Here is a 20,746-nt window from a genome sequence, read left to right as displayed (position 1 = left end):
ACTGCATTTTTAGTTATCGGGTAAAACCAAAATTAAAAAACGTTGTTGATGTAACTATTATATGTATGACACGTCATATATGTACTTAGTTAGAAGTATTTAGTTCTTTATAAGATCAGTTAATAGTTAATCAGGAAAGACGGATGTTTGATACTTACAGCCGTTTTTTTATGCCTTTAATTTTGCCATGGTATGTGGCAGCTGATTGATGATTTTGCCAGGCAACACTACATTCAACCGGTTGGTTAACGCCAGTTCATCGCCGGCTTTTCCATGCAGGTAAACGCCCAATATACAGGCGTCCTGCGGTGAATATTTTTGTGCCAGTAATGATGCAATGATACCGGTCAATACATCGCCCATACCACCCGTAGCCATTGCTGGGTTACTTGTCGAATTAAAATAAAGTTTCCCTTCTGGAGTGGCCGTTATGGTGTAATCGTTTTTTAAAACAATACATACACTTAATTCAGCTGCTTTAGCTTTAGCAGTTTGGAGGCGCCCCCACCAACTGGTATGCGCTCCAAATAACCTGTCAAATTCTTTCATGTGCGGCGTCAGGATGCTACCCTTCGGGAGTTGAACAACCAAATGGGGATTTTCTGCCAATAAATTGAGTGCATCGGCATCAACTACTATGGGCTTTTGAAAGTTATTGATTACTGATTCCAACAATTTTAAAACAGCCGCCTCTTTGCCCAAACCAGGGCCGATGCCAACGCTGTTAAATTTATCCCATTGAATTTCGGGAACTTCATCATTATTCCTAACAACGGCCATTACCTCCGGCATGGAGCTATTTAGTGCAACCAGTCCGCTTTTTGGAATGCATGCTGTAGTTAAGCCTGCCCCGGCGTGCGCACATGCCGAAGCGGATAACAAGGCAGCGCCCATAGTTTCGTCCTTACCGGCAATTATCAGGGCATGGCCGTAGGTGCCTTTGTTGCTAAATTTATGCCTCGGCTTAAAAATCCGGGTAATATCTTTGGGTTCAACAAAGTAATATGGTGTCGTAACGGTATCTAAAAAATCTTTACTTAAGCCGATATCAACCGCTTCCCAACAATCAACATATGGTGCCGATTCCGGCAACAGCAAATTAAGCTTAGCCTGTTGGAATGTTATGACCAGATCGGCCCGTAAAACAGTAGCATCCTTGGCAATTTCGCCATCGGTTAAAAAACCGGTTGGCACATCAACAGCTACAACTGTTTTTTTAAGATCATTTAGATGGTTTACGAGTGCTTTATAGTCGCCGGCCAAGGGTTTGTTCAGCCCGCTGCCCAGCATGGCATCGATAATGATATCCGCTGTTTCTGCCGGTGGTTTGCTGTCTTGAGTTAATTCGATGATCGGGATACCTGTGTTTGTTAGCCGGGAAAGATTGACTGTGAAATCGTTTGTGGCCTTATTGCTAAAGCGGATGATCTTAACGGTTAAGTTGCAGTAACCATGATCGGACAGGATACGGGCAATTGCCAGCCCGTCGCCACCATTGTTGCCCGTTCCGCAGTATACCGAGATCGATTGGTTTTTATCCGGGTAGTGGTTGATGAACCAGCCCACAAACGCCTTGCTGGCGCGTTCCATCAAATCAACAGAACTTATGGGCTCGTTGGCAATTGTGTATGCATCCGCTTCGCGGATTTGTTGGGCAATCAATAAAGGCAGCATATAGTGCTAAAGGTAGGATATTGAACAATTGTTTTGTTATTAATAGTGATAACGGCACTGCAGAATTACAATTGCATCGTTATCTATCTTGTAAACTATTCTGTGTTCTAAATTTATCCGGCGCGACCACCAACCTGCAAGATTATGTTTAAGAGGTTCTGGTTTACCGCTACCTTCAAAAGGCACTCTCTCAATCTCTTTAACCAAGGCATTAATTTTTTTTAAGGTAGATTTGTCTACAGATTGCCAGTACAAATAGTCTTCCCAGGCCTGGTCCAAAAGAACTATTTTCATTCTTTTGTCAGGCTTCTTTCTTTAGCCAACCCTTTTTCATAATCTTCTATTCCCTGCAATAAGCGAGCTGCGTTTTTTGGACTTTTTAATAAATAAAAGGTCTCTTCCATGCTTTCGTAATCAGCTTTAGAAAGTACTACAACATCATCTCCATTTGCGCTTGTCACGAAAAGAGGGGTATGACTGTTGCGTACCTGATCAAGATATAACTTAAGCCGCTGACGGAAATCTGTGTAGGTAGTTATCATAAATATGAAGATAAGTACTTTAAATTACATGTACAACTTTCTGTACATGTAATTTATTTTATCCCCATTTCCTTTTTCAAAAACTGGCCCGTAAAACTTTCCTTTACTTTGCATAAACCTTCGGGTGTCCCACTGTAAAGGATCTTGCCACCACCAGTTCCACCCTCAACGCCCAGGTCTATCACGTGGTCTACCACCTTAATTACATCAAGGTTGTGCTCAATAACCAATACGGTATTACCTTTGTCCACCAGTTGATTGATCACGCCCAGAAGCACGTTAATATCTTCGAAATGTAGGCCTGTTGTAGGCTCATCCAGTATGTAAAAGGTGTTGCCGGTGTCTTTTTTAGAGAGCTCTGTAGCCAGTTTAACACGCTGCGCCTCGCCACCTGACAGGGTGGTTGACGACTGCCCCAGGGTAATGTAACCAAGCCCCACATCAAACAAGGTTTTCACCTTACGGTAGATAGCCGGAATGTGCTCAAAAAACGGTGTAGCATCTTCAATGCTCATATCCAGCACATCGCTGATGGATTTGCCACGGTAGCGCACTTCCAGCGTTTCGCGATTGTACCTGCGGCCCCCGCATTCTTCACAAGGTACTTGTACATCCGGTAAAAAGTTCATCTCTATCACCTTTTGACCGGCACCCTGGCAGGTTTCGCACCGGCCGCCTTTTACGTTGAATGAAAAGCGGCCCGGTTTGTATCCGCGAATACGCGACTCCGGCAAAGCCACAAACAGGTTACGGATATCAGAAAATACACCTGTGTAAGTAGCTGGGTTAGAACGGGGTGTACGGCCAATAGGTGTCTGATCGATCTCGATCACTTTATCGATATGTTCCAGCCCAACAATTTTATCATAAGGCAGCGGGTGTTTTTTAGCCCGGAAGAAGTGATGGTTCAGTATAGGGTACAAGGTCTCGGTGATCAGGCTTGATTTACCGCTGCCCGATACCCCGGTTACACCGATCAGTTTTCCAAGCGGGAAATCTACAGAAACCTTCTTTAAATTATGGCCGGTAGCTTTTTTTAGCGACAAAGTTTTGCCATTGCCTTCACGGCGCTTTTTAGGTATGGCTATTTCGCGCTCGCCATTGATGTAAGATGTAGTAAGGGTATGGTAAGCCATTAATTCTGCAGGGGTGCCCTGGGCTACCACCTGGCCGCCATGTACACCTGCAGCCGGGCCCATATCTATGACATGGTCGGCTTCCAGTATCATATCCTTATCGTGCTCAACAACCAGTACGGTGTTACCCAGATCGCGCAGGTTTTTAAGCGCGTTAATTAAACGCTCGTTATCTCGCTGGTGCAGGCCGATGCTGGGTTCATCTAAAATGTACATTACATTCATCAACTGCGAGCCTATCTGCGTAGCTAAACGGATCCGCTGTGCCTCGCCGCCGGACAGGGTTTTTGCCGTACGGTCCAGGGTTAAATAACTTAACCCCACATCCAGCAAAAAGCCGATGCGCGCACGGATCTCTTTTAAGATCTCTTTCGCAATAACATTTTGGCGCTCATTTAACCGGTTTTCCAATCCATCGTACCACGTATTAAGTGAGGTGATATCCATGGTGGCCAGTTCAAAGATGTTTTTGCCGTCTACCTTGAAATGCAGCGACTCCTTTTTTAAACGGGCGCCGTTACAAACAGGGCAGGTGCGCAAAACACGATAGTTTTCCATATCGTCCATCCCCTCATCATTACGGCGCTCCTGCTGCTCTTCCAGCATACGGATAATACCGTCGAATGTGATCTGGTAACTTTGCACATTCCATTTATTGTACTCCACCGCCACGCTGATCATATCCGGCGAGCCGTTCAAGATCATGTCTAAATGCTCCCGTGTCAGCTTTTCTACTGGGGTGCTTAAGCTGAAATCATATTTTTTAGCCAGTGCTTTTAACACCTGGAAGATCCATGTTTCGCGATACTCGCCGATAGGGGCAAGTCCGCCGTTCATGATACTTAATTTTGGGTTAGGGATAACCGAAGCCTCGTCTACTTCAAAAATATAACCCAGGCCGTTGCACTTTTCGCAGGCACCATAAGGCGAGTTGAAAGAGAAGGTGTTGGGCTGCGGCTCGTCATAAGATATACCCGATACCGGGTCCATCAAAAACTTGCTGAAGTACGCTACGTTGTTGTCTTTATCGGCAATACGGATAATACCTTTAGAGATTTTTAATGCAGATTGCAGCGATGTGTAAAGCCTTTTGCTGTCCGCCTCGCTTACCACCAAACGGTCAACCACAATATCAATATCATGGATCTTGTAGCGGTCTACCTGCATTTTTGGTTCTACATCAGCAATAGCACCGTCTATGTACACCTTCAGGTAACCCTGCTTACGGATCTGCTCAAACAGCTCGCGGTAGTGGCCTTTACGGGCTTTTACAACCGGGGCCAATATGTTTACGGGTTGCCCGTCAAACTTTTCAAAAATAGTACGCAGGATCTGATCCTCACTCATGCGCTCCATTTTCTCGCCGGTAGTGTAGCTGTAGGCATCGCCTGCGCGGGCAAAAAGTAAACGCATAAAATCGTAGATCTCGGTAATGGTACCTACCGTACTGCGTGGATTTTTACTGGTAGTTTTTTGCTCAATAGCGATAACCGGGCTCAGGCCCGATACCTTATCAACATCCGGCCGTTCCATGCCGCCCATAAACTGGCGCGAGTAAGCCGAAAAAGTTTCCATGTATCGGCGCTGCCCCTCGGCGTAGATGGTGTCAAACGCCAGTGACGATTTCCCGCTGCCGCTTAGCCCGGTTATAACAACCAGCTTATTGCGCGGAAAAGAGACATCGATATTTTTTAAATTATGTACCCGGGCACCGTACACTTCAACTTCACTTTGCTCGCCCAGGTCTAATGGTTTTTCAATCATATATTCTGCAAAAAACAAGTAAAATGCAGCTTGGTTTTACCCGGCTGCATTAATACTAAAAAAGTTCGCAAATATACGCAAAACCAACGGGCATTCATACAGTTAGCTGGCTTACAGATTCAGCCTTTAATATAAATTTTCTAACGCATGTTAACGAAGTTGCCGGCAGTACGCTTAATTAGCAAAGCGGCTAAGCAATCCGTTGGCAGTAGCCGGCAATTTTATTTTATACCGGTACCCACCCGGAAAACTGTCTTCTTCCTTTAAAAATTCGTGATTTTTTTTACTGATCCAGAACGTTTGATATGCCTTTTGGCCCCTGAACTCGCTTTCGTTAGCGAGTTTCCAGCAATCTATCTTTTGGTTATCATAGGTGGTGATCACCTCGCTGCCACTCACCTTGTAAATTATATAATCTGGTTTGCCTATCCCGGCATCGTAAAAATTGATGGCAAATATTTTGCCCGCCGCCAGCGGCAGCATTTCAAAGGTTTCTATATCAAGGTTCCAGTTATAATTAGGCGTGGTAAAATCCAGCGTAAAATTTTTGAGCGAGTTGTTGCTTACTGTATCGGCGCTTATAATTTTGGTTGCGCCCCAGTTATAAGCTTTGTTTTTGCCGGCCACAGTTTCAGAGTGGTATACCGGGCTAAAATCGGCCTGGCGGTTAACAGAGTAGGCCGACCGGTAACTGATAGTATCGCTGCCATACCAATGTTGTGTGGTGACAAATAGCTTTTCGCCGTTGCGGTTTTCTACCTTGGTATCGCGCAGCCAAAGCCAAAATCGTAAAGTTTTGGGGCTTTTGGGCATCTGGAAATACACCAGGTATTGGCGCAACCCCGGCTTTAAGGTAGCTGTGTTTAAGCCTTTATCCTTTAACCGGATAGTGTCCGTCTGGGCCGTTGCTATGTTGCTGCCTGTTAGTAAAAGTAAACCGGTAAGCGCTATGCTTATCAGCCAGTTGGTTGTACAAAATGTTTTCATGATGATTTGAGTTTATGTTTAATACTCAAATCTGGTACGATATGGCCGGAGGTTAAAAATGTTTAAACAGCTTGGTAAATGTTTTTAACTCATGGCTTGTTTTACTTAATAACCGCCATAAATTGCCGCTGATTGAAAATTCCGGTCAATCGGTTTAGAAAATTACGGTTGGTATTGAAAGGAACCCGATTGTAGTAAAAACCTTTGTACTTTTAAGTATGCAAATGTCTTTCAAACCCGGCATCAACCAACTGCAGTGGCTGGTATGGGTTTTCGTTTTACTGGCGGTTATGCTGTCGCTGTTGCCAATGGACGGATTTGCCCAAGCATTTGTTTACGCCCTGCTCAATACCTTGTTTTATGTGGCTATTGTTTACGGAAACATTTTGTTGCTTTTCCCGAGATTATATCAAAAGAGCAAATACGGCTGGTACGTTCTGTCGGTGATTGTTTTCCTGGCTGCGGTAGGGGTTATAAGGGGATTTATTACCATGTACGCCTACAACCTTTGGTTTGCCATGCACCCCGAACCGATGACCACTAAAGCCATTGCCAGTTTTATTATAGGCGGTATAATGGTATTCCTGCTAAGCTTTGTTTTCCGCATAGCGATAGAATATTTCAAGCTTAAGCAACGGTCGGACGAGATCATGGCCCAACGCACGCAGGCTGAGTTAAACCTGCTGAAATCGCAGGTGCAGCCTCATTTTTTGTTCAATACCTTAAACAATATCTACTACGAAGCTTACCTCGAATCGCCCCGGACTGCCAGCCTGATAGAGCGCCTGAGCGACATTATGCGATACTTTGTAGATGAAGCGCCCAAACAGTTGGTGCCTTTGGCAACAGAATTGCAGTTCCTTGAAAATTATATAGCGCTGGAGAAAATCCGCATCCGCCATAGTATCCAGCTGGAATTCACGAAAGATTTTGACCAGGGCATTAGCCTGCCTCCGATGCTATTGATGACCTTTGTTGAAAATGTATTTAAGCACGGTATTGATAAAACCAGCACAAATAATAAAGTCGCCATCAAATTAGTGCAAGAGGGCAACCGGCTTGTTTTCTTGGCAGAAAACCTGGTGCTTGCCGGGGCCGGGGTACACCAGTCTGCCGGGTTTGGCATTGTCAATCTGCGTAAACGTTTAGTATTATTGTATGGCGATGATCTTATACTGGCCGTGCAAAATAATGGTACCGTTTACCGTGCATCACTTAACATCCCGTTGGCATGAACCTAAAATGCATTATTATAGATGACGAGCCGAATGCCGTTAACCTGCTGGAAGTGCTGATTGCCCAAACAACCAGCTGGCAGTTAACAGGTAAGTGCTACAACGCCTTAGAAGCGATCGCCTTTCTTAAGACCCATAAAGTTGATTTTATATTTTTGGACATCAACATGCCCCATCTTACCGGCATCGAACTGGCCGGGCTGCTGCCTAAGGATACCAGGATTGTGTTCACTACCGCCTACGCCGAGCACGCTGCAGATAGCTACGCCTTCCAAACGATAGATTACCTGCTAAAGCCGGTAACACTTAAACGTTTCCTGGCGGCAGTTCAAAAGATAGAAGCTAATTTTAGCAGTCAGCTCCAAATTCATCCAACCGATACGACTACAAGCGACGAATACTTTTTTGTAAAATCGGGCAAGGTTTTGCGTAAGATCGCTCTGAACGACATCCTTTATTTTGCTGGCGAGAAAGAGTATGTGCGATTAGCAACAGTTGCCGGAGAAATACTGATATACCGACGGTTAAAGGAAGTAGAAGAGCAGCTTTCGGCACCTTTTGTAAGGGTGCATAATTCGTTTATCGTAAACACTAAAATGCTGGATAAGGTGCAGGATAACCACATCTACATCGGTCAAAAACAGATCCCGGTGAGTGACAAATTCAGGGATGCGTTTATGGCGGTGATCAGGCAAAGACTGTTTTAAACAATCACGACTCTGTAAGTTCGCCGCGCAGGTCTTTCTCCAGGCAGCGTTTTACTTCTTTAGGGTCGTCAATTTCGCCAAGCAGGTACATCATTTTGGTAACGGCGGCTTCAAAGGTCATGTCGAAACCGTTGGCAACGCCCATATCTTTAAGCTCTTTGCTGGTTTCGTAACGGCCCAGTTCAACCGTACCCACCTTACATTGAGAAATATCCAGTACCACTTTACCGGCATTTATGGCATTCTTAAGCAGGTCTATAAACCATTGATCTGTAGTGGTGTTGCCCGCTCCAAAGGTTTCCATTACTATGCCGCGCACGTCTGAATTCAGTATCGTTTCTACTACCTTAGGGCTAATGCCGGGGTACAGTTTTAATACCGCAACATCGCTTACCAATTGGTTATGGACTTTTAGCGGCCCGGTACCTGGCTCGCGGATATCATTTACGCTAAACCGCAAATGCACGCCCGACTCGGCAAGGATTGGGTAATTAGGCGACCGGAACGCCTCGAATTTGGATGAGTTGTATTTGAATGCACGGTTACCACGGAAAAGCTTGTAATCAAAGTAAATACAAACCTCCGGCACGCGGGATCTTTCGTTCTTTTTGGCTTTGGCTATTTCAATGGCCGTCATCAGGTTTTCCTTAGCATCGGTACGTACCGCGCTTATAGGTAACTGCGACCCTGTAAAAATAACCGGCTTATCCAGGTTTTGCAGCATAAAACTTAGGGCCGATGCGGTGAATGCCATCGTATCCGATCCGTGGAGTATCACAAAGCCGTCTACCTTGTCGTAGTTGGCTTCAATAAGCGCCGCCAGTTCGCTCCATACTGCCGGGTTCATGTTCGATGAATCAATGATCTGATCGAACGAATGAACCTTAATTTTGCAATTAAGCTTCTCCAATTCGGGCACATTGTCCATTATCTGCTCAAAATTTATGGGTACTAATACCTTGGTTACAGGATCGCTCATCATACCTATTGTCCCACCGGTATAGATGATCAGTATCTGGCTCATGAAATCAGGTTTATACGATAAACATTCGGTTTAATTTATACACCAAATACCTTTTTCGAATTTTGTGTGGTAATGTCTGCCACGGCTTCGATAGATATTTGGTGCAGTTCTGCAACCTTTTGGGCTATGTACGGCAAATAAGAGCTTTCATTTGGTTTGCCCCGGTACGGAACGGGTGTAAGGTACGGAGAATCCGTTTCTAATACGATATGCCGCAGATCAATTTGCGGTAAAATTTTGTCAAGGCCGCCGTTTTTGTACGTTACTACGCCGCCTATACCTAAATAAAAGCCTAAAGCGATTATTTTTTTGGCCTGGTCAAGCGTTCCGGTAAAACAATGGAAAATGCCGCGCAGTTTTTCGTCCTGTTCATCCAGTAACACCTGGTAAACTTCGTCAAAGGCATCGCGGCAATGTATAACTATCGGCAAATTCATTTGCTTTGCCCACTTTATCTGCAGCTTAAAAGCCTGTATTTGTTCCGTTAGAAAGGTTTTGTCCCAATACAGGTCAATGCCTATCTCACCAATAGCATACATTGTATATTTATGGATCGCGGGTTGCATCAGCATTAGTTCATGCTCCCAATCGGCCTTAACCGAGCAGGGGTGCAGGCCCATCATAGGGTAGCAGTTAGCCGGGTAAGCATCAAGCAAATCAAACATCAGCGGGATAGAAGCCGTGTCTACATTAGGCAAAAACAGGCGTTCTACCTTGTTGTCCAGGCAGCGCTGCATTAAACCGGCCCGTAAAACATTATCGGTTTGGTAATATAAATGGGTATGCGTATCTGTTAACACCATGGTGCAAAAATAAAAAAGCCTTCTGTTGTGCAGAAGGCTTTAGGGTATTATTTAATTTTCTTTTTAGCTGCGGTTCGCTTTTTAAGTGGTGCTTTCGCCCCTTTCTTAACAACCGGCGCTGTATGTTTGGCGCGGTTAACCTTAACCAGCTCTACATCAAATACCAGCGTGCTGAACGGTGGTATCGCTTCGCCGCTGCCACGGTCGCCGTACCCTAAGTTAGACGGGATGATAAAGGTTGCCTTCGATCCTTCGTTCAATAGCTGCAAACCCTCGTCCCAGCCGGCAATAACTGCCTGCGCACCCAGCGGGAACTTAATAGGCTCGTAGTTACGGCCCGGTTGCTGCAGGCCTGCAGCTTTGGCATTGGCTTCTACACTGCTGTCAAACACTTTGCCATCCAGCGTTTTACCGGTGTAGTTAACCTGCACGGTATCGCCGGGCATTGGTTTAGCTTTCGCACCTGTTTTAGTAACAATGTACCTTAAACCGCTGGCAGTGGTTTTTACCGCCAGATTGTTGCTTTTGATATAAGCATCAGCACCTGTTTTTTCGGCTATCTTTAGTTTTTCCAGTCCGGCGTTTCTTTCGGCAATAGCATCGGCAAGTGACTGCACTTTTAGAATCTTGATATTGAAGATGAGGTTACCGCCTTTTGCTAAAAATGGCGGGCGGGCCTCTTCGTGTCCTTTAAATATCGAATCGACAGGAACCTTTACAACAGCGCTGTCATTAACGCTCATCATCGGGAAAACATCCATCAGGTCGCCGATATTGGCAGATGGGTGCACCTGTGCCTTAACGGGCTGGCCCTGTGTATAGGTGCTGAACAGAATAGAATCTTTATCCGTACGCTGTACAGCCTGGAAGGTGATCACATCATTCTGTTTGATCTTCTCGCCCGCATTCGTGCTGATGATCTGGCAAAGCGCGCCTTTGGCAGTGCGTTGCATACCCGCCTGTGCGACTGCGCTAAATACAGCAAGTACAATAAGAGCGATGGTGAAAAAAGTGTTCTTCATATTTCATAAAAAAGCCTTCCGGATATGATCCGGAAGGCTGCTATAATAAATTTTATTATCTGATCGCTGGCGCTACCGGTGGTTTTGGAGCGTTAGGGTTTGGTTTAACAATCTCAACCATTTCAACCTCAAACCATACCGGTGTGTAAGGGCCAATTGCAGGCGGGAAACCTTGCTCGCCCCAGCCTAAGTTAGATGGGATAACAAATGTTGCCTTAGCGCCTTTGTTCAATAGCAGTAAACCTTCGTCCCAGCCTTTAATTACTTTGCCTTCGCCAATAGCAATGCGTATCGGTGCAAACTGGCGGCGCGGATCCATCGGTTGTTTAGCTTTTACCGCTTCTTCTTTAAGGCTGCTGTCAAAGAATTTGCCGTTTAATAATTTACCAGTGTAATTTACAACAGCAGTATCGCCGTTAACAGGTAGCGGTCCGCTGCCCGGTTTGTTAATTACATATTGCAGGCCAGATGCTGTGGTAGTGGTTTTTAAACCTTTATCAGCAATGAATTTTTTGATCTTGGCAGGTTCTGCCTTCTTAATCTTCTCTGCCTGTACTTTAAAGTAATCGGCAACTTTAGCCTGGAAAACAGCATCAGTAAGCGTTCCTTTAGGTATTACCTTTTCAACCTTAACTTCATAAATAAGGTATTTACCTTTCATGCCCGGCGGGCGTGGCGCGCCTTTTTTAAACATGGTATCGATAGCCAGTTTCAAGGTTGCGCTGTCACCTTCGCTCAGCATTAGCAATCCTGATGATACATCACCTTTTTGCTGTGCTTTTTGCATGATATTGTTGATTGGGTTGCCCATATCATAGGTACTGCCCAATACAGAATCTGCCTCGTTTTTTAAGGTTAAGTTAAGGCTGATAAAATCTCCTGGCTGCAGGTTTGCGCCCGGTTTATCTACGTGAATGTTGTAAAGCAATCCTCCGTCGCCCGTTTTAAAGCCACCTTTGCAGCTTGCCAGCCCAATGGCTGCAATTGCAATAAACATTAAGTTTTTTCTCATTTTGTTTCTTTACTGTATTAAAAGTTTTTTGTACTCGGGTAATATTGATTTGAATTTATTAATAGTTTCATCAAGCGATAGGGTTGATTGCCCGCCGGCCGCATTGCGGTGGCCGCCGCCTTCAAAATAGCGTTTGCAAATATCATTCGCCGGGAATTCGCCCTTAGAGCGTAGTGACAATTTTACTTTATCCTTCCTGTCAACAATGAACGCCGCAAGGCGGATGCTGGCAATTGACAACGCATAATTTACAATCCCCTCGGTGTCGCCGGTGTTAGAGTCGTACTCGTCCAGGTCGGCTTTAGTTACCCAGATAATAGCCGTATTAAATTCCGGCAGTATCTCTAACCGGTTAGCCAAACAGTGCCCCAGAAAGCGTAAACGGTTTTCTGACGAACTATTGTATATCAGCTCATGAATTCTCCAGTTTACTGCACCCGCGTCAATCAGGTCGGCAACAATGCGGTGTACAGCAGATGTAGTGTTAGGCAGCCTGAACGAAGCAGAGTCGGTTAGGATGCCTGTATAAAGGCAAGTGGCCACATCCTTATTTACCAACTCTTTTTTGTGCAGCACATTGGCAATAAAATCATAAACCAATTGCGCGGTAGCACATGCATGGATATCCCAGTGGCGATAATCATCAAAATCCTGCGGATCCAGGTGATGGTCTATCATTACTTTATATGCGCTGCTTTGACCCACCAGTTCGCCCATTTCGTTTATGCGCCCAAGAGCGTTAAAATCAAGGCAAAATATCAGTTCGGCATCGGCTATCAGTTGGGCGGATTGTTGCTGATTCTCGGTGTAAATGATCACCTCTTCGTTACCGGGCAACCATGCCAAAAATTCGGGATAATCTGTCGGAGCGATCACTTTAGCGTGATGGCCAAGCTGTACCAGGTAGTGGTATAACCCTAACGACGAGCCCATAGCATCGCCATCGGGTTTATGATGGGTAGTTATAACTATTTTCCTGGGCTGATCTAAAAGTTCAGTAAGCGAGGCTAAATCCAACATCAAATTTTAAAAGAGCCGCAAAGCTAAATAAATTAATTAAATACGTGTAGCATATTTGTGCCGATAGCTTTAATAATCAACTAAAAAACGCTATTTTTGCGCCAAAATTAAAAAATCCGGCAGGAGATAAAGGGCTTGTAAGCCCGGCAAAAACCGCTGTAAAAAATAACAATCATGAAAACTAACAGAACATTTACAATGATAAAGCCTGATGCTGTTGCAAACGGGCACATTGGTGCAATTTTAGACCAAATAAGCAAAGCGGGCTATAAGTTCATAGCTTTTAAGTACACCGCGTTAACTCCTGAAAAAGCCGGCGAATTTTACGCAGTACACAGCGAGCGCCCTTTTTACAAGGACCTGGTTAACTTTATGTCATCCGGCCCTATTGTTGCGGCTATTTTAGAAAAAGATAACGCTATCGAAGATTTCCGCAAACTGATTGGTGCTACTGACCCGGCTAAGGCTGATGCAGGCACTATCCGTAATCTGTTTGCAAAGTCTATCGACGCAAATGCTGTTCACGGATCGGATTCTGATGAGAATGCAGAGATAGAAGGTAACTTCTTTTTCTCGGCTTTCGAGCGTTTCTAATATCAGTAAAATTTAATAGAAAGGCGGATGCAGCTTACGTGCTGTATCCGCCTTTTTTATTATAATACCACTTATAGTTGTATTATAAGATATTTGTTGTTAGCTTTACGTTAGATGTTCATCATCAATAAATTACGCTTTTATGAGAACACTAATCAAATATCTTATTTACTCCCTGGTCATAGTTACTATAATCCTGGTATCGCTGAGTATTTTTAGGGACCATCCCGAAGCGCAGTTCGCCTTTATCTTCCCGGGAATATTTTTGGTGGTGTTTTCAGAAATTATGGATGATGCTTTCCGCAACATCAGCAAGCGTGTACGTGTTTCCCGTTTCAGGTAAGCTTATAAAAAAACAATATCTGCCACCAGTTCGGTCTTTGCATCCTTGTTTATCTTTTCAATGATCTGGCTGCGCATCAGCACCAACTCATTCTTTATCACCGACGATTCTATCCGCAGGAACAACTTCTTATCACGGATAAAGATCTCTTTAGTACGGTTAGCTACAGATTTACCTACAATATCCGGCCATAACAACACAATACCTGTCTCATCATACTTGCGTTTAATTTTGTAAACGTTTAGCATCTGCTCAATAGCTTCCTTAAGTGATTTGTCGTTCGTTTTACGCATCTATACTACCTTCCTTCACTTTAAAGATCTTCAGGTTTACGTTAAGTTTATCAAAAATGCCCTTAACCCGGCTAAGGCTGGTATCGGTAATAAATACCTGCCCAAAATCATTGTTAGATACCATTTGCATCAGCTTGGTAACACGGCCGTCATCCAGCTTATCAAATATATCATCCAGCAGCAACAGTGGCTTAAATCCTTTTTTTTGCGTTAAAAAAGTGTACTGGGCCAATTTTAAAGCGATCAGAAATGATTTTTGCTGCCCCTGCGATCCAAACTTTTTCATGGCCATACCGTGGATGTTAAACTGCAGGTCGTCTTTGTGGATACCGGCAGTGGTACGCTCCAGTATGCGGTCGCGTTCCAGGTTTTTGCGCAGCAGGTCGGCCAGGTTATTTTGCAGCAGCTGCGACTCATACATGAGCTCTACCTGTTCGGCATCTTCGGTAATGTACTGGTAATGTAGGTTGAATATGCCGGTGAATGCATCCATAAATGCCCGGCGCTTCCCAAAAATGCGGCTGCCGCTTGCTACCAGTTGCTCATCATAAATAGATAGCAGATCGGGGTCATAGCGGCCGGTATCGGCAATTTGTTTAAGTAGTGCATTGCGGTTGGCCAGTACCTTATTATAAGCAATGAGTTCGTCCAGGTAATGGGTATCTGTTTGCGAGATAACATTATCTATAAATTTACGGCGCTCTTCGCTGCCTTCGATGATAATACTGATATCATACGGCGAAACCATTACCAGGGGCAACAGGCCAATATGATCGGCAAGGCGCTGATAATCCTTTTTATTGCGTTTAAACTGTTTTTTTTGATTGCGCTTAACCCCGCAGGCAACTACCTCTTTGCTGCCATTTTTTTCGAACACGCCGTTGATCATAAAAAAATCGGCACCCTGCTTTATCTGCTGGCTATCAATAGGGTTAAAGTAGCTTTTGCAAAGTGAAAGGTAATGCACCGCATCCAGCAGGTTGGTTTTGCCTGCACCGTTGTTGCCTACAAAAGCATTTACCCCTTCGCTTAGCGTAAGCTCGGCCTCGGGATAGTTCTTAAAGTTGATAAACGAGAGTTGCTGCAGGTACATAAGGGAGGGCAAATTTACTGATTTTTAACTCGGTTTGAACAGATCAAATACCGGTTTTTAAAATCAATCTTAATCAACATCATCAAAATGAGGTGCAGATTTTTAAGAGCCGGGCTGCTTAACCGTGGTGTTGCGGCCTTTTTGCAAAGGGCAGTTTGCGCGGGTTAACCCGCCTATTGCTCAATTGAATAAACGCAATATTTTAATTTGTTAAAAGTTTTGAAAACCGTATTTTTGCAAACTTAATTTTTAAATAAAGATGTCGGCAACCGAGATTAAAGCAAACACCACAGAAGAGACTAAGCCAGTTGTGAGAAGTGGTAGCTTTGTACAAGAAAACCAAAAAAGCCTGTTATTTATAGCTGCAGCCATTGTTGTTATGGTGTTAGGATATATTGCCTACCTAAAACTTTACCTGGCACCAAGGGAAGTTAGCGCAGCAAGCCAGTTCTACGTAGCGCAGGATTTTTGGGCTAAAAAAGATTGGGACAAAGCAATTAAAGGTGATGCCGGTTACCCTGGTTTAGAAAAGATCATCAGCGATTATAGCAATACAAAGGTTGCCAACCTTGCTTACTTTTACCTGGGCACCGCTTATTTGAACAAAGGCGAGTATCGCAAAGCCATCGATAACCTAAACAGCTACCGTGGCGACGATGCTATGGTTGCAGCAGAAGCTTTAGGCAGCGTGGGCGATGCTTACGTAGAGCTGAAAGACATGGATAAGGCTGAAACTTATTTCAAAAAAGCAGCTGATAAAGCAGGCAATAAGTTTTTATCGCCATTGTATTTAAAGAAACTGGGTTTAGTTTACGAAGCTAAGAACGATAACAAAGCTGCTGCCGAAGCTTACAAGAAAATAAAAACGGAATATCCGGAAAGTGCTGAAGCACAAAATATTGATGAATATATTGCCCGCGCCGAAGCGAAGTAATAATTGATCACGAATTTCGAATGTTCGATCTGGGATGTAGTGGCAGGATTAATTTTCGCCGTTGATCCGGGATCGGACATTTTTTGTTTAATAGCATTCACAAACTTCTGATTATATTCGAAATTGAAAATTCGAATTCCGAAATAACAAATTCATGGCCACTCAACTAAAAAACCTATCTGATTTTTCAACCGCGGGCGACATACCTGATGCAGCCGGCTTTAACTTTGGCATTGTAGTGGCCGAGTGGAATGCCGAAATTACCAACGCTTTGTACCAGGGCGCTTACAATACCCTGATTAAGTATGGTGCGCAGGAGGCTAATATACACTCTTACCCCGTGCCGGGCACTTTTGAATTATCTACCGCTGCCGAACTGCTTTTAAAGACCGCTAAGTTTGATGCTGTTATTTGCCTGGGCTGTGTGATACAAGGCGAAACCCGCCACTTTGATTTTATTTGCGATGCTGTTGCAAACGGCATTACAAATGTTGCCATTAAATACGCAAAACCTGTTATATTTGGTGTACTTACCACTGATAATCAGCAGCAGGCTATTGACAGGGCAGGGGGCAAGCACGGCAACAAAGGCGACGAAGCAGCCGTTACCGCTATTAAAATGGCAAAGTTGGCCGAAACATTGGGCACCAAATAACGTATAACTATAAAGTTGATCAGCACCTATTATGAAGAAGATCTTATACATAGCAATTTTAGCCTTAGCACTGGGCAGCATGGCATCATGCTCTAACAAATTGTGCCCTGCCTACGGATCGTACCCGCGCAGCCGATAAGCGAATTGCCGCCGTTTTAACTCTCCTAAAACCTAAAGCAGTTTTACATTGTATTTACTTTAGATTAAGTTTATACACTTACCTTTGTTTTATGGAATGGATACAGTTGGAAACGGCCAATCAGATAGATAATATCAAGCAGCAACAAGGCTACAGCCTTATTTTTAAACATAGCACACGCTGCTCTATCAGTATGATGGCTAAAAGGCGTTTCGAGCTTGACTGGGACAACCTGCCACAGGATATGCCCCTTTACTTTTTAGACCTTATTAAACACCGCGACCTATCGGCCAAGGTAGCGGCTGATTTCCAGGTGCACCACGAGTCGCCGCAGGTATTGCTGATAAAAGGCGGCGAGTGTATCTTAGATCAGTCGCATGGTGCTATTTCTGTTGATGAAACGCTGAGCGTTTTAGCGTAACAGAATCAAATCAGGATCATTATTATTTTTACATAAAACAACAAAGGCCCGTTAACGGGCCTTTGTTGTTTTATGTAATGGCATCCTCAATTATTACCGGCATCAGCCTTATGGATAGCTTTTGAAAGGCTGATAGCGGCAAGCAGGTAGTAAAAGGCACCAAATGCCGAGTATCCGGCCAGGTTAACAATCCCCATATTTGGCGATTTGGCCTGGGCGATAAAGGCAATACCCGCAATTATAGATTGCCCACCGCTTAATATCATTGGCCACTGACCACCCAATGAGCGACGACGGCGTAAGCCTAGAATCAACTGGATAGCCCCGGTTAGCCCCGCCCAAACACCAAATACAATCAGTACTGCCGGGATACCTTTACTTAACGCAATGGCAACCGCAACGGTAGCGATAATGCTTATGTTAAGGTTGATATATTGCGGTATCAGGTTGCCGTTGTTACGGTTGGCGCGGATATCTAAAATTGTACCTATTACATCCCAGGCTGGGTAAATAACTACCAGCACTCCCGCTAATGTAGGTGATGATTTTGCAAAAAGCGCTATTAAAATAACCCATATTACCGAAAATGTAACACGTGTGAAATACAGTGTACGCAATGGGCGCGCGCTGCTAATTGTTTGATTTTGAATTTGATTGGCTGACATGGCTTTGATTATTTTGATTGATAGTACAAAGGTGCGGATCGATAAATCAACTATTTTTCACTTAAGTGAAAACCAGCGCGGCTTTTGTCACTACACGTTACTTTTACGGGTGATAACTGGCTAGCGCTGCTCTTCTTGCTGCTGAACCCGTTTTTTGATACGTGTTAACGATGGATTTTTTATCCCCAGGTAAGAGGAGATATGATAGGCCGGCACCCGGTTGATGATATTGGGATGTTCGCGGATCATTTTCAGATAACGTTCTTCGGGCGTGTTGAACAGAAACTCCTCTGTTCGGGATTGCGAGTAATTAAAAAACAGCTCGGCTATCAACCTGCCAAATTTTTCCCAGCCGGTAGGCGTGCCGTATAAGTACTGAAGATTGCTATAGCTGATTGATAACAACTCGGCATCTTCCATTGCCTGGATAAAGTAGTAACAGGGGTATTGCGTTATAAAGCTGCGGAATGATACCAGGAACTGGCCTTCCGAGAAAAAGTACATGTTGCGCTCGTCGTGCGTTTTTGGATGAATAAAGTAAACCCTGAAAACCCCCTTGATGATCAGTGCCAGATCGGTACATACAAAGCTTTGCATGTTAAAAAAATCGCCTTTTTTAATATGTCTTGTTTGCCAGAATGTTAAGCTAACAGCGACATCGGTTTTGTTCAAGTCTGCAAAATTGCCTAATACTTTATTCAAAAATTCCTGTTTGTCGTTCATGCCAGGGATGGTAAGTTACAGGTAAAGCTATCGATAATCTCTGATAAGCGGGATGGTCAATTGTCATGATGAGTGAAGCAATCCTGATATCAGTTCCACCCCAGCACTTCATCGTGAGGTATGAAGCAAATCCCCCTCTGGGCAAGTAGAAAGTTAGTTCTTTGTTAGGAAAGCCAGTTAATTATGAATCATCAGTGGATGTTCATTTTTTTTTTGTCGCAAAAAAGAAACGAACCAAAGAAACGGAGCGCAGCACCTCTTGAACACTTGTAAAAAACAAATAACTGTGAAAACACACGCGGCTTGGTTCCGCCCTATGTAAATTAGTGGTGTTTCAGAGCCTGTGCCGCCCGGGCGTTACCTATGCCGCAGAGGAGCGGTTATTGTTAAGCCTGCATTATATATTCCACCTCACGTGTCATCGCGAGGTATGAAGCAATCCCTGTCTGGGCAAGTAGAAAATTAGTTCTTCGTTAAGGATGGCAGTAACTTAAGGGCCGGTCAACATTACCAGGCATTTAAAATCGCTTTGATCTGGTAAATCTGCTTAATCCCGGTTTAACAGAAAAGGCGACAATCACTTGCCGCCTTCATTATATTGTAAAAGATCCTTCTATTCTTTAAATCCCTTATCCCTGTTATGATTGTATCAGGTGCTTCAGTTGGATCACCTCTTTCTCATCCAGGTATCTCCAGCGTCCGCGGGGAAGGTCTTTCTTGGTCAGGTTGGCGTAAACCGAACGGTCCAACTTGATCACGTCATAGCCCAACGACTCAAATATGCGCCTTACGATACGGTTTTTACCGCTGTGTATCTGTATGCCTACCTCTTTTTTGGTTCCGCCGGTAACGTACGATATGCTGTCGGGTTTTATAAAGCCGTCTTCCAGCTCCAGACCGAAGCCGATCTTGTTCATATCACCTTGTGTAAGCGCCTTACTCAACTCTACAAGGTAAAGCTTGGTAACGCTGTTGCGCGGGTGCGATAACTTATCGGCCAGGTCGCCATCGTTGGTCATTAATAACAAACCGGTAGTGTTGCGGTCTAAACGGCCAACCGGGTAAATGCGCTCGCGGCTGGCTTTCTCAACCAGGTGCATTACAGTACGGCGCTCCTGTGGGTCGTCGGTAGTGGTAATGTAGTCCTTAGGTTTATTTAGTAGCACGTAAACGTTCTTTTCGCGTTTAAGGGCCTCGCCGTTGTAACGTACCAGGTCTTTTAGCGGGTCAACCTTATAGCCCAGTTCGCTTATTACCTCGCCGTTAACCGATACCACGCCTGCAATGATCAGTTCATCGGCCTTGCGGCGGCTGCAGATACCTGCGTTAGCGATATAACGGTTCAGCCTGATCAAGCCATCGTCTTTAGTTTTTGCTACCGGATTTTTACGGCCGCGCATAGTGGTTTTAGGCTTATCGCTAAAACCGCCTTCGCCATCCTCGCGCTTTTTAAAGCCCGATGTAGTATTGGCAAAATCTTTTTTACCGGTACCGCTGCCCGGTTTAGGCGTGCGGTTATAAGGTTTGCGCTCGCCGCTGGTATCGCCAAAGGCACGTTTAGGCCTTTCGCTATCGCCTGTGGTGGGGCGGCTGCCATACGGCTTATCTTTTGGTGTAAATGTTTTCTTATTGGGGAATGATGACGGGCCTAAACCGCGTTTAGGGCGGTCATCGCCTTCGCCGCCGCCAGAGCGGGTGCCGTAAGGCCTGCTGTTGGTGCGTTCGCTGCCGGCATCTGTAGGCCTGCCGCTGTAAGGGCGTCCTTTGGGCGCAAAGGTTTTCTTTTCGCCGCCGCTAAATGACGATGTCGAACCGCCGCCGTAGCTTTTCTTTGGGCGCTCGTTATCACCCTCAGGCTTGGCATAGCCTGCCGATGACGACCTTTTATCTACCGAGAAACTTTTTTTATTATCTGACGGGCGGCTGCCCTGCCCGAATGATTTTCCTGCTGATGAGGATG

At 44.7% G+C, this 20,746-nt stretch carries 22 protein-coding genes; 7 read left to right on the top strand and 15 right to left on the bottom strand.

Annotated features, from left to right (window positions below; genetic code table 11):
• Positions 1-168: 168 nt before the first annotated feature.
• The 5 genes from ACE5CV_RS19095 to ACE5CV_RS19075 all read right to left on the bottom strand — a co-directional run bounded on the left by ACE5CV_RS19095 (position 169) and on the right by ACE5CV_RS19075 (position 6,103).
• Entirely contained in the window at positions 169-1,674 is a 1,506-nt protein-coding gene (locus ACE5CV_RS19095; protein WP_374951800.1) for an NAD(P)H-hydrate dehydratase, read from the bottom strand.
• Between the two features lie 39 nt (positions 1,675-1,713).
• Complete coding sequence (locus ACE5CV_RS19090; protein WP_374951799.1) at positions 1,714-1,968, bottom strand: Txe/YoeB family addiction module toxin; 255 nt, start codon at positions 1,966-1,968, stop codon at positions 1,714-1,716.
• Positions 1,965-2,216 (bottom strand): type II toxin-antitoxin system Phd/YefM family antitoxin, encoded by a 252-nt coding sequence (locus ACE5CV_RS19085; protein WP_374951798.1) that lies wholly within the window; start codon positions 2,214-2,216, stop codon positions 1,965-1,967. The genes ACE5CV_RS19090 and ACE5CV_RS19085 overlap by 4 nt, the downstream gene beginning before the upstream one ends.
• Before the next feature lie 53 nt (positions 2,217-2,269).
• Complete coding sequence (uvrA, locus tag ACE5CV_RS19080) at positions 2,270-5,116, bottom strand: excinuclease ABC subunit UvrA (RefSeq protein ID WP_374951797.1); 2,847 nt, start codon at positions 5,114-5,116, stop codon at positions 2,270-2,272.
• Between the two features lie 174 nt (positions 5,117-5,290).
• The gene (locus tag ACE5CV_RS19075) at positions 5,291-6,103 is read right to left on the bottom strand and encodes a hypothetical protein (RefSeq protein WP_374951796.1); all 813 of its coding nucleotides are present in this window, start codon (positions 6,101-6,103) and stop codon (positions 5,291-5,293) included.
• Positions 6,104-6,321: 218 nt separating this feature from the next.
• Between ACE5CV_RS19075 and ACE5CV_RS19070 the strand changes: the two genes are divergently transcribed.
• Both ACE5CV_RS19070 and ACE5CV_RS19065 read left to right on the top strand, forming a co-directional pair.
• Positions 6,322-7,338 carry a sensor histidine kinase gene (locus ACE5CV_RS19070; protein WP_374951795.1) on the top strand — a complete coding sequence of 339 codons (1,017 nt, stop codon included), beginning with the start codon at positions 6,322-6,324 and terminating at the stop codon, positions 7,336-7,338.
• Positions 7,335-8,045: a LytR/AlgR family response regulator transcription factor gene (locus ACE5CV_RS19065; protein ID WP_374951794.1), complete on the top strand. Its 711-nt coding sequence runs from the start codon at positions 7,335-7,337 to the stop codon at positions 8,043-8,045. The genes ACE5CV_RS19070 and ACE5CV_RS19065 overlap by 4 nt, the downstream gene beginning before the upstream one ends.
• A 4-nt stretch (positions 8,046-8,049) precedes the next feature.
• Here the strand turns inward: ACE5CV_RS19065 and ACE5CV_RS19060 are convergent, their stop codons facing one another.
• From ACE5CV_RS19060 to ACE5CV_RS19040, 5 genes are read right to left on the bottom strand one after another with little or no spacing between them, the layout of a single operon-like run.
• Positions 8,050-9,069, bottom strand: coding sequence for an asparaginase (locus ACE5CV_RS19060; protein ID WP_374951793.1), 1,020 nt, complete (start codon positions 9,067-9,069; stop codon positions 8,050-8,052).
• A gap of 35 nt (positions 9,070-9,104) precedes the next feature.
• The gene (locus tag ACE5CV_RS19055) at positions 9,105-9,872 is read right to left on the bottom strand and encodes a TatD family hydrolase (RefSeq protein ID WP_374951792.1); all 768 of its coding nucleotides are present in this window, start codon (positions 9,870-9,872) and stop codon (positions 9,105-9,107) included.
• A 47-nt stretch (positions 9,873-9,919) separates the two neighbouring features.
• A complete protein-coding gene (locus ACE5CV_RS19050) occupies positions 9,920-10,894 on the bottom strand; it encodes an FKBP-type peptidyl-prolyl cis-trans isomerase (RefSeq protein WP_374951791.1) in 975 nt (324 codons plus the stop codon).
• A 55-nt stretch (positions 10,895-10,949) separates the two neighbouring features.
• Positions 10,950-11,906 carry an FKBP-type peptidyl-prolyl cis-trans isomerase gene (locus tag ACE5CV_RS19045; RefSeq protein ID WP_374951790.1) on the bottom strand — a complete coding sequence of 319 codons (957 nt, stop codon included), beginning with the start codon at positions 11,904-11,906 and terminating at the stop codon, positions 10,950-10,952.
• Positions 11,907-11,915: 9 nt separating this feature from the next.
• Positions 11,916-12,926: a bifunctional oligoribonuclease/PAP phosphatase NrnA gene (locus ACE5CV_RS19040; RefSeq protein WP_374951789.1), complete on the bottom strand. Its 1,011-nt coding sequence runs from the start codon at positions 12,924-12,926 to the stop codon at positions 11,916-11,918.
• Positions 12,927-13,100: 174 nt separating this feature from the next.
• On the opposite strand from ACE5CV_RS19040, the gene ACE5CV_RS19035 reads away from it, so the two are divergent.
• On the top strand, positions 13,101-13,520 hold the full coding sequence (locus tag ACE5CV_RS19035) for a nucleoside-diphosphate kinase (RefSeq protein WP_374951788.1): 420 nt from the start codon (positions 13,101-13,103) through the stop codon (positions 13,518-13,520).
• 142 nt (positions 13,521-13,662) lie between these two features.
• On the top strand, positions 13,663-13,863 hold the full coding sequence (locus tag ACE5CV_RS19030) for a hypothetical protein (protein WP_374951787.1): 201 nt from the start codon (positions 13,663-13,665) through the stop codon (positions 13,861-13,863).
• A 2-nt stretch (positions 13,864-13,865) separates the two neighbouring features.
• Here the strand turns inward: ACE5CV_RS19030 and ACE5CV_RS19025 are convergent, their stop codons facing one another.
• Complete coding sequence (locus ACE5CV_RS19025) at positions 13,866-14,156, bottom strand: DUF721 domain-containing protein (RefSeq protein ID WP_374951786.1); 291 nt, start codon at positions 14,154-14,156, stop codon at positions 13,866-13,868.
• The gene (gene recF, locus ACE5CV_RS19020; RefSeq protein WP_374951785.1) at positions 14,149-15,249 is read right to left on the bottom strand and encodes a DNA replication/repair protein RecF; all 1,101 of its coding nucleotides are present in this window, start codon (positions 15,247-15,249) and stop codon (positions 14,149-14,151) included. The genes ACE5CV_RS19025 and recF overlap by 8 nt, the downstream gene beginning before the upstream one ends.
• Before the next feature lie 259 nt (positions 15,250-15,508).
• Here recF and ACE5CV_RS19015 point away from each other — a divergent pair, with 259 nt between their 5' ends.
• From ACE5CV_RS19015 to ytxJ, 3 genes are all read left to right on the top strand, one after another.
• A complete protein-coding gene (locus tag ACE5CV_RS19015; protein ID WP_374951784.1) occupies positions 15,509-16,183 on the top strand; it encodes a tol-pal system YbgF family protein in 675 nt (224 codons plus the stop codon).
• 154 nt (positions 16,184-16,337) lie between these two features.
• Positions 16,338-16,838, top strand: coding sequence for a 6,7-dimethyl-8-ribityllumazine synthase (gene ribH / locus ACE5CV_RS19010; RefSeq protein WP_374951783.1), 501 nt, complete (start codon positions 16,338-16,340; stop codon positions 16,836-16,838).
• A gap of 230 nt (positions 16,839-17,068) precedes the next feature.
• Positions 17,069-17,398: a bacillithiol system redox-active protein YtxJ gene (gene ytxJ, locus ACE5CV_RS19005; protein WP_374951782.1), complete on the top strand. Its 330-nt coding sequence runs from the start codon at positions 17,069-17,071 to the stop codon at positions 17,396-17,398.
• Between the two features lie 86 nt (positions 17,399-17,484).
• Here the strand turns inward: ytxJ and ACE5CV_RS19000 are convergent, their stop codons facing one another.
• From ACE5CV_RS19000 to ACE5CV_RS18990, 3 genes are all read right to left on the bottom strand, one after another.
• Positions 17,485-18,063, bottom strand: coding sequence for a DUF308 domain-containing protein (locus ACE5CV_RS19000; RefSeq protein WP_374951781.1), 579 nt, complete (start codon positions 18,061-18,063; stop codon positions 17,485-17,487).
• A gap of 120 nt (positions 18,064-18,183) precedes the next feature.
• The gene (locus ACE5CV_RS18995) at positions 18,184-18,786 is read right to left on the bottom strand and encodes a Crp/Fnr family transcriptional regulator (protein ID WP_374951780.1); all 603 of its coding nucleotides are present in this window, start codon (positions 18,784-18,786) and stop codon (positions 18,184-18,186) included.
• Positions 18,787-19,424: 638 nt separating this feature from the next.
• Positions 19,425-20,746: pseudouridine synthase (locus ACE5CV_RS18990; RefSeq protein WP_374951779.1), on the bottom strand; the 1,322-nt coding region annotated here is incomplete at its 5' end.

The organism is Mucilaginibacter sp. (assembly GCF_964263795.1).
Taxonomy (GTDB): Bacteria; Bacteroidota; Bacteroidia; order Sphingobacteriales; family Sphingobacteriaceae; genus Mucilaginibacter.
This window is presented reverse-complemented; position numbering and strand designations above follow the sequence as displayed.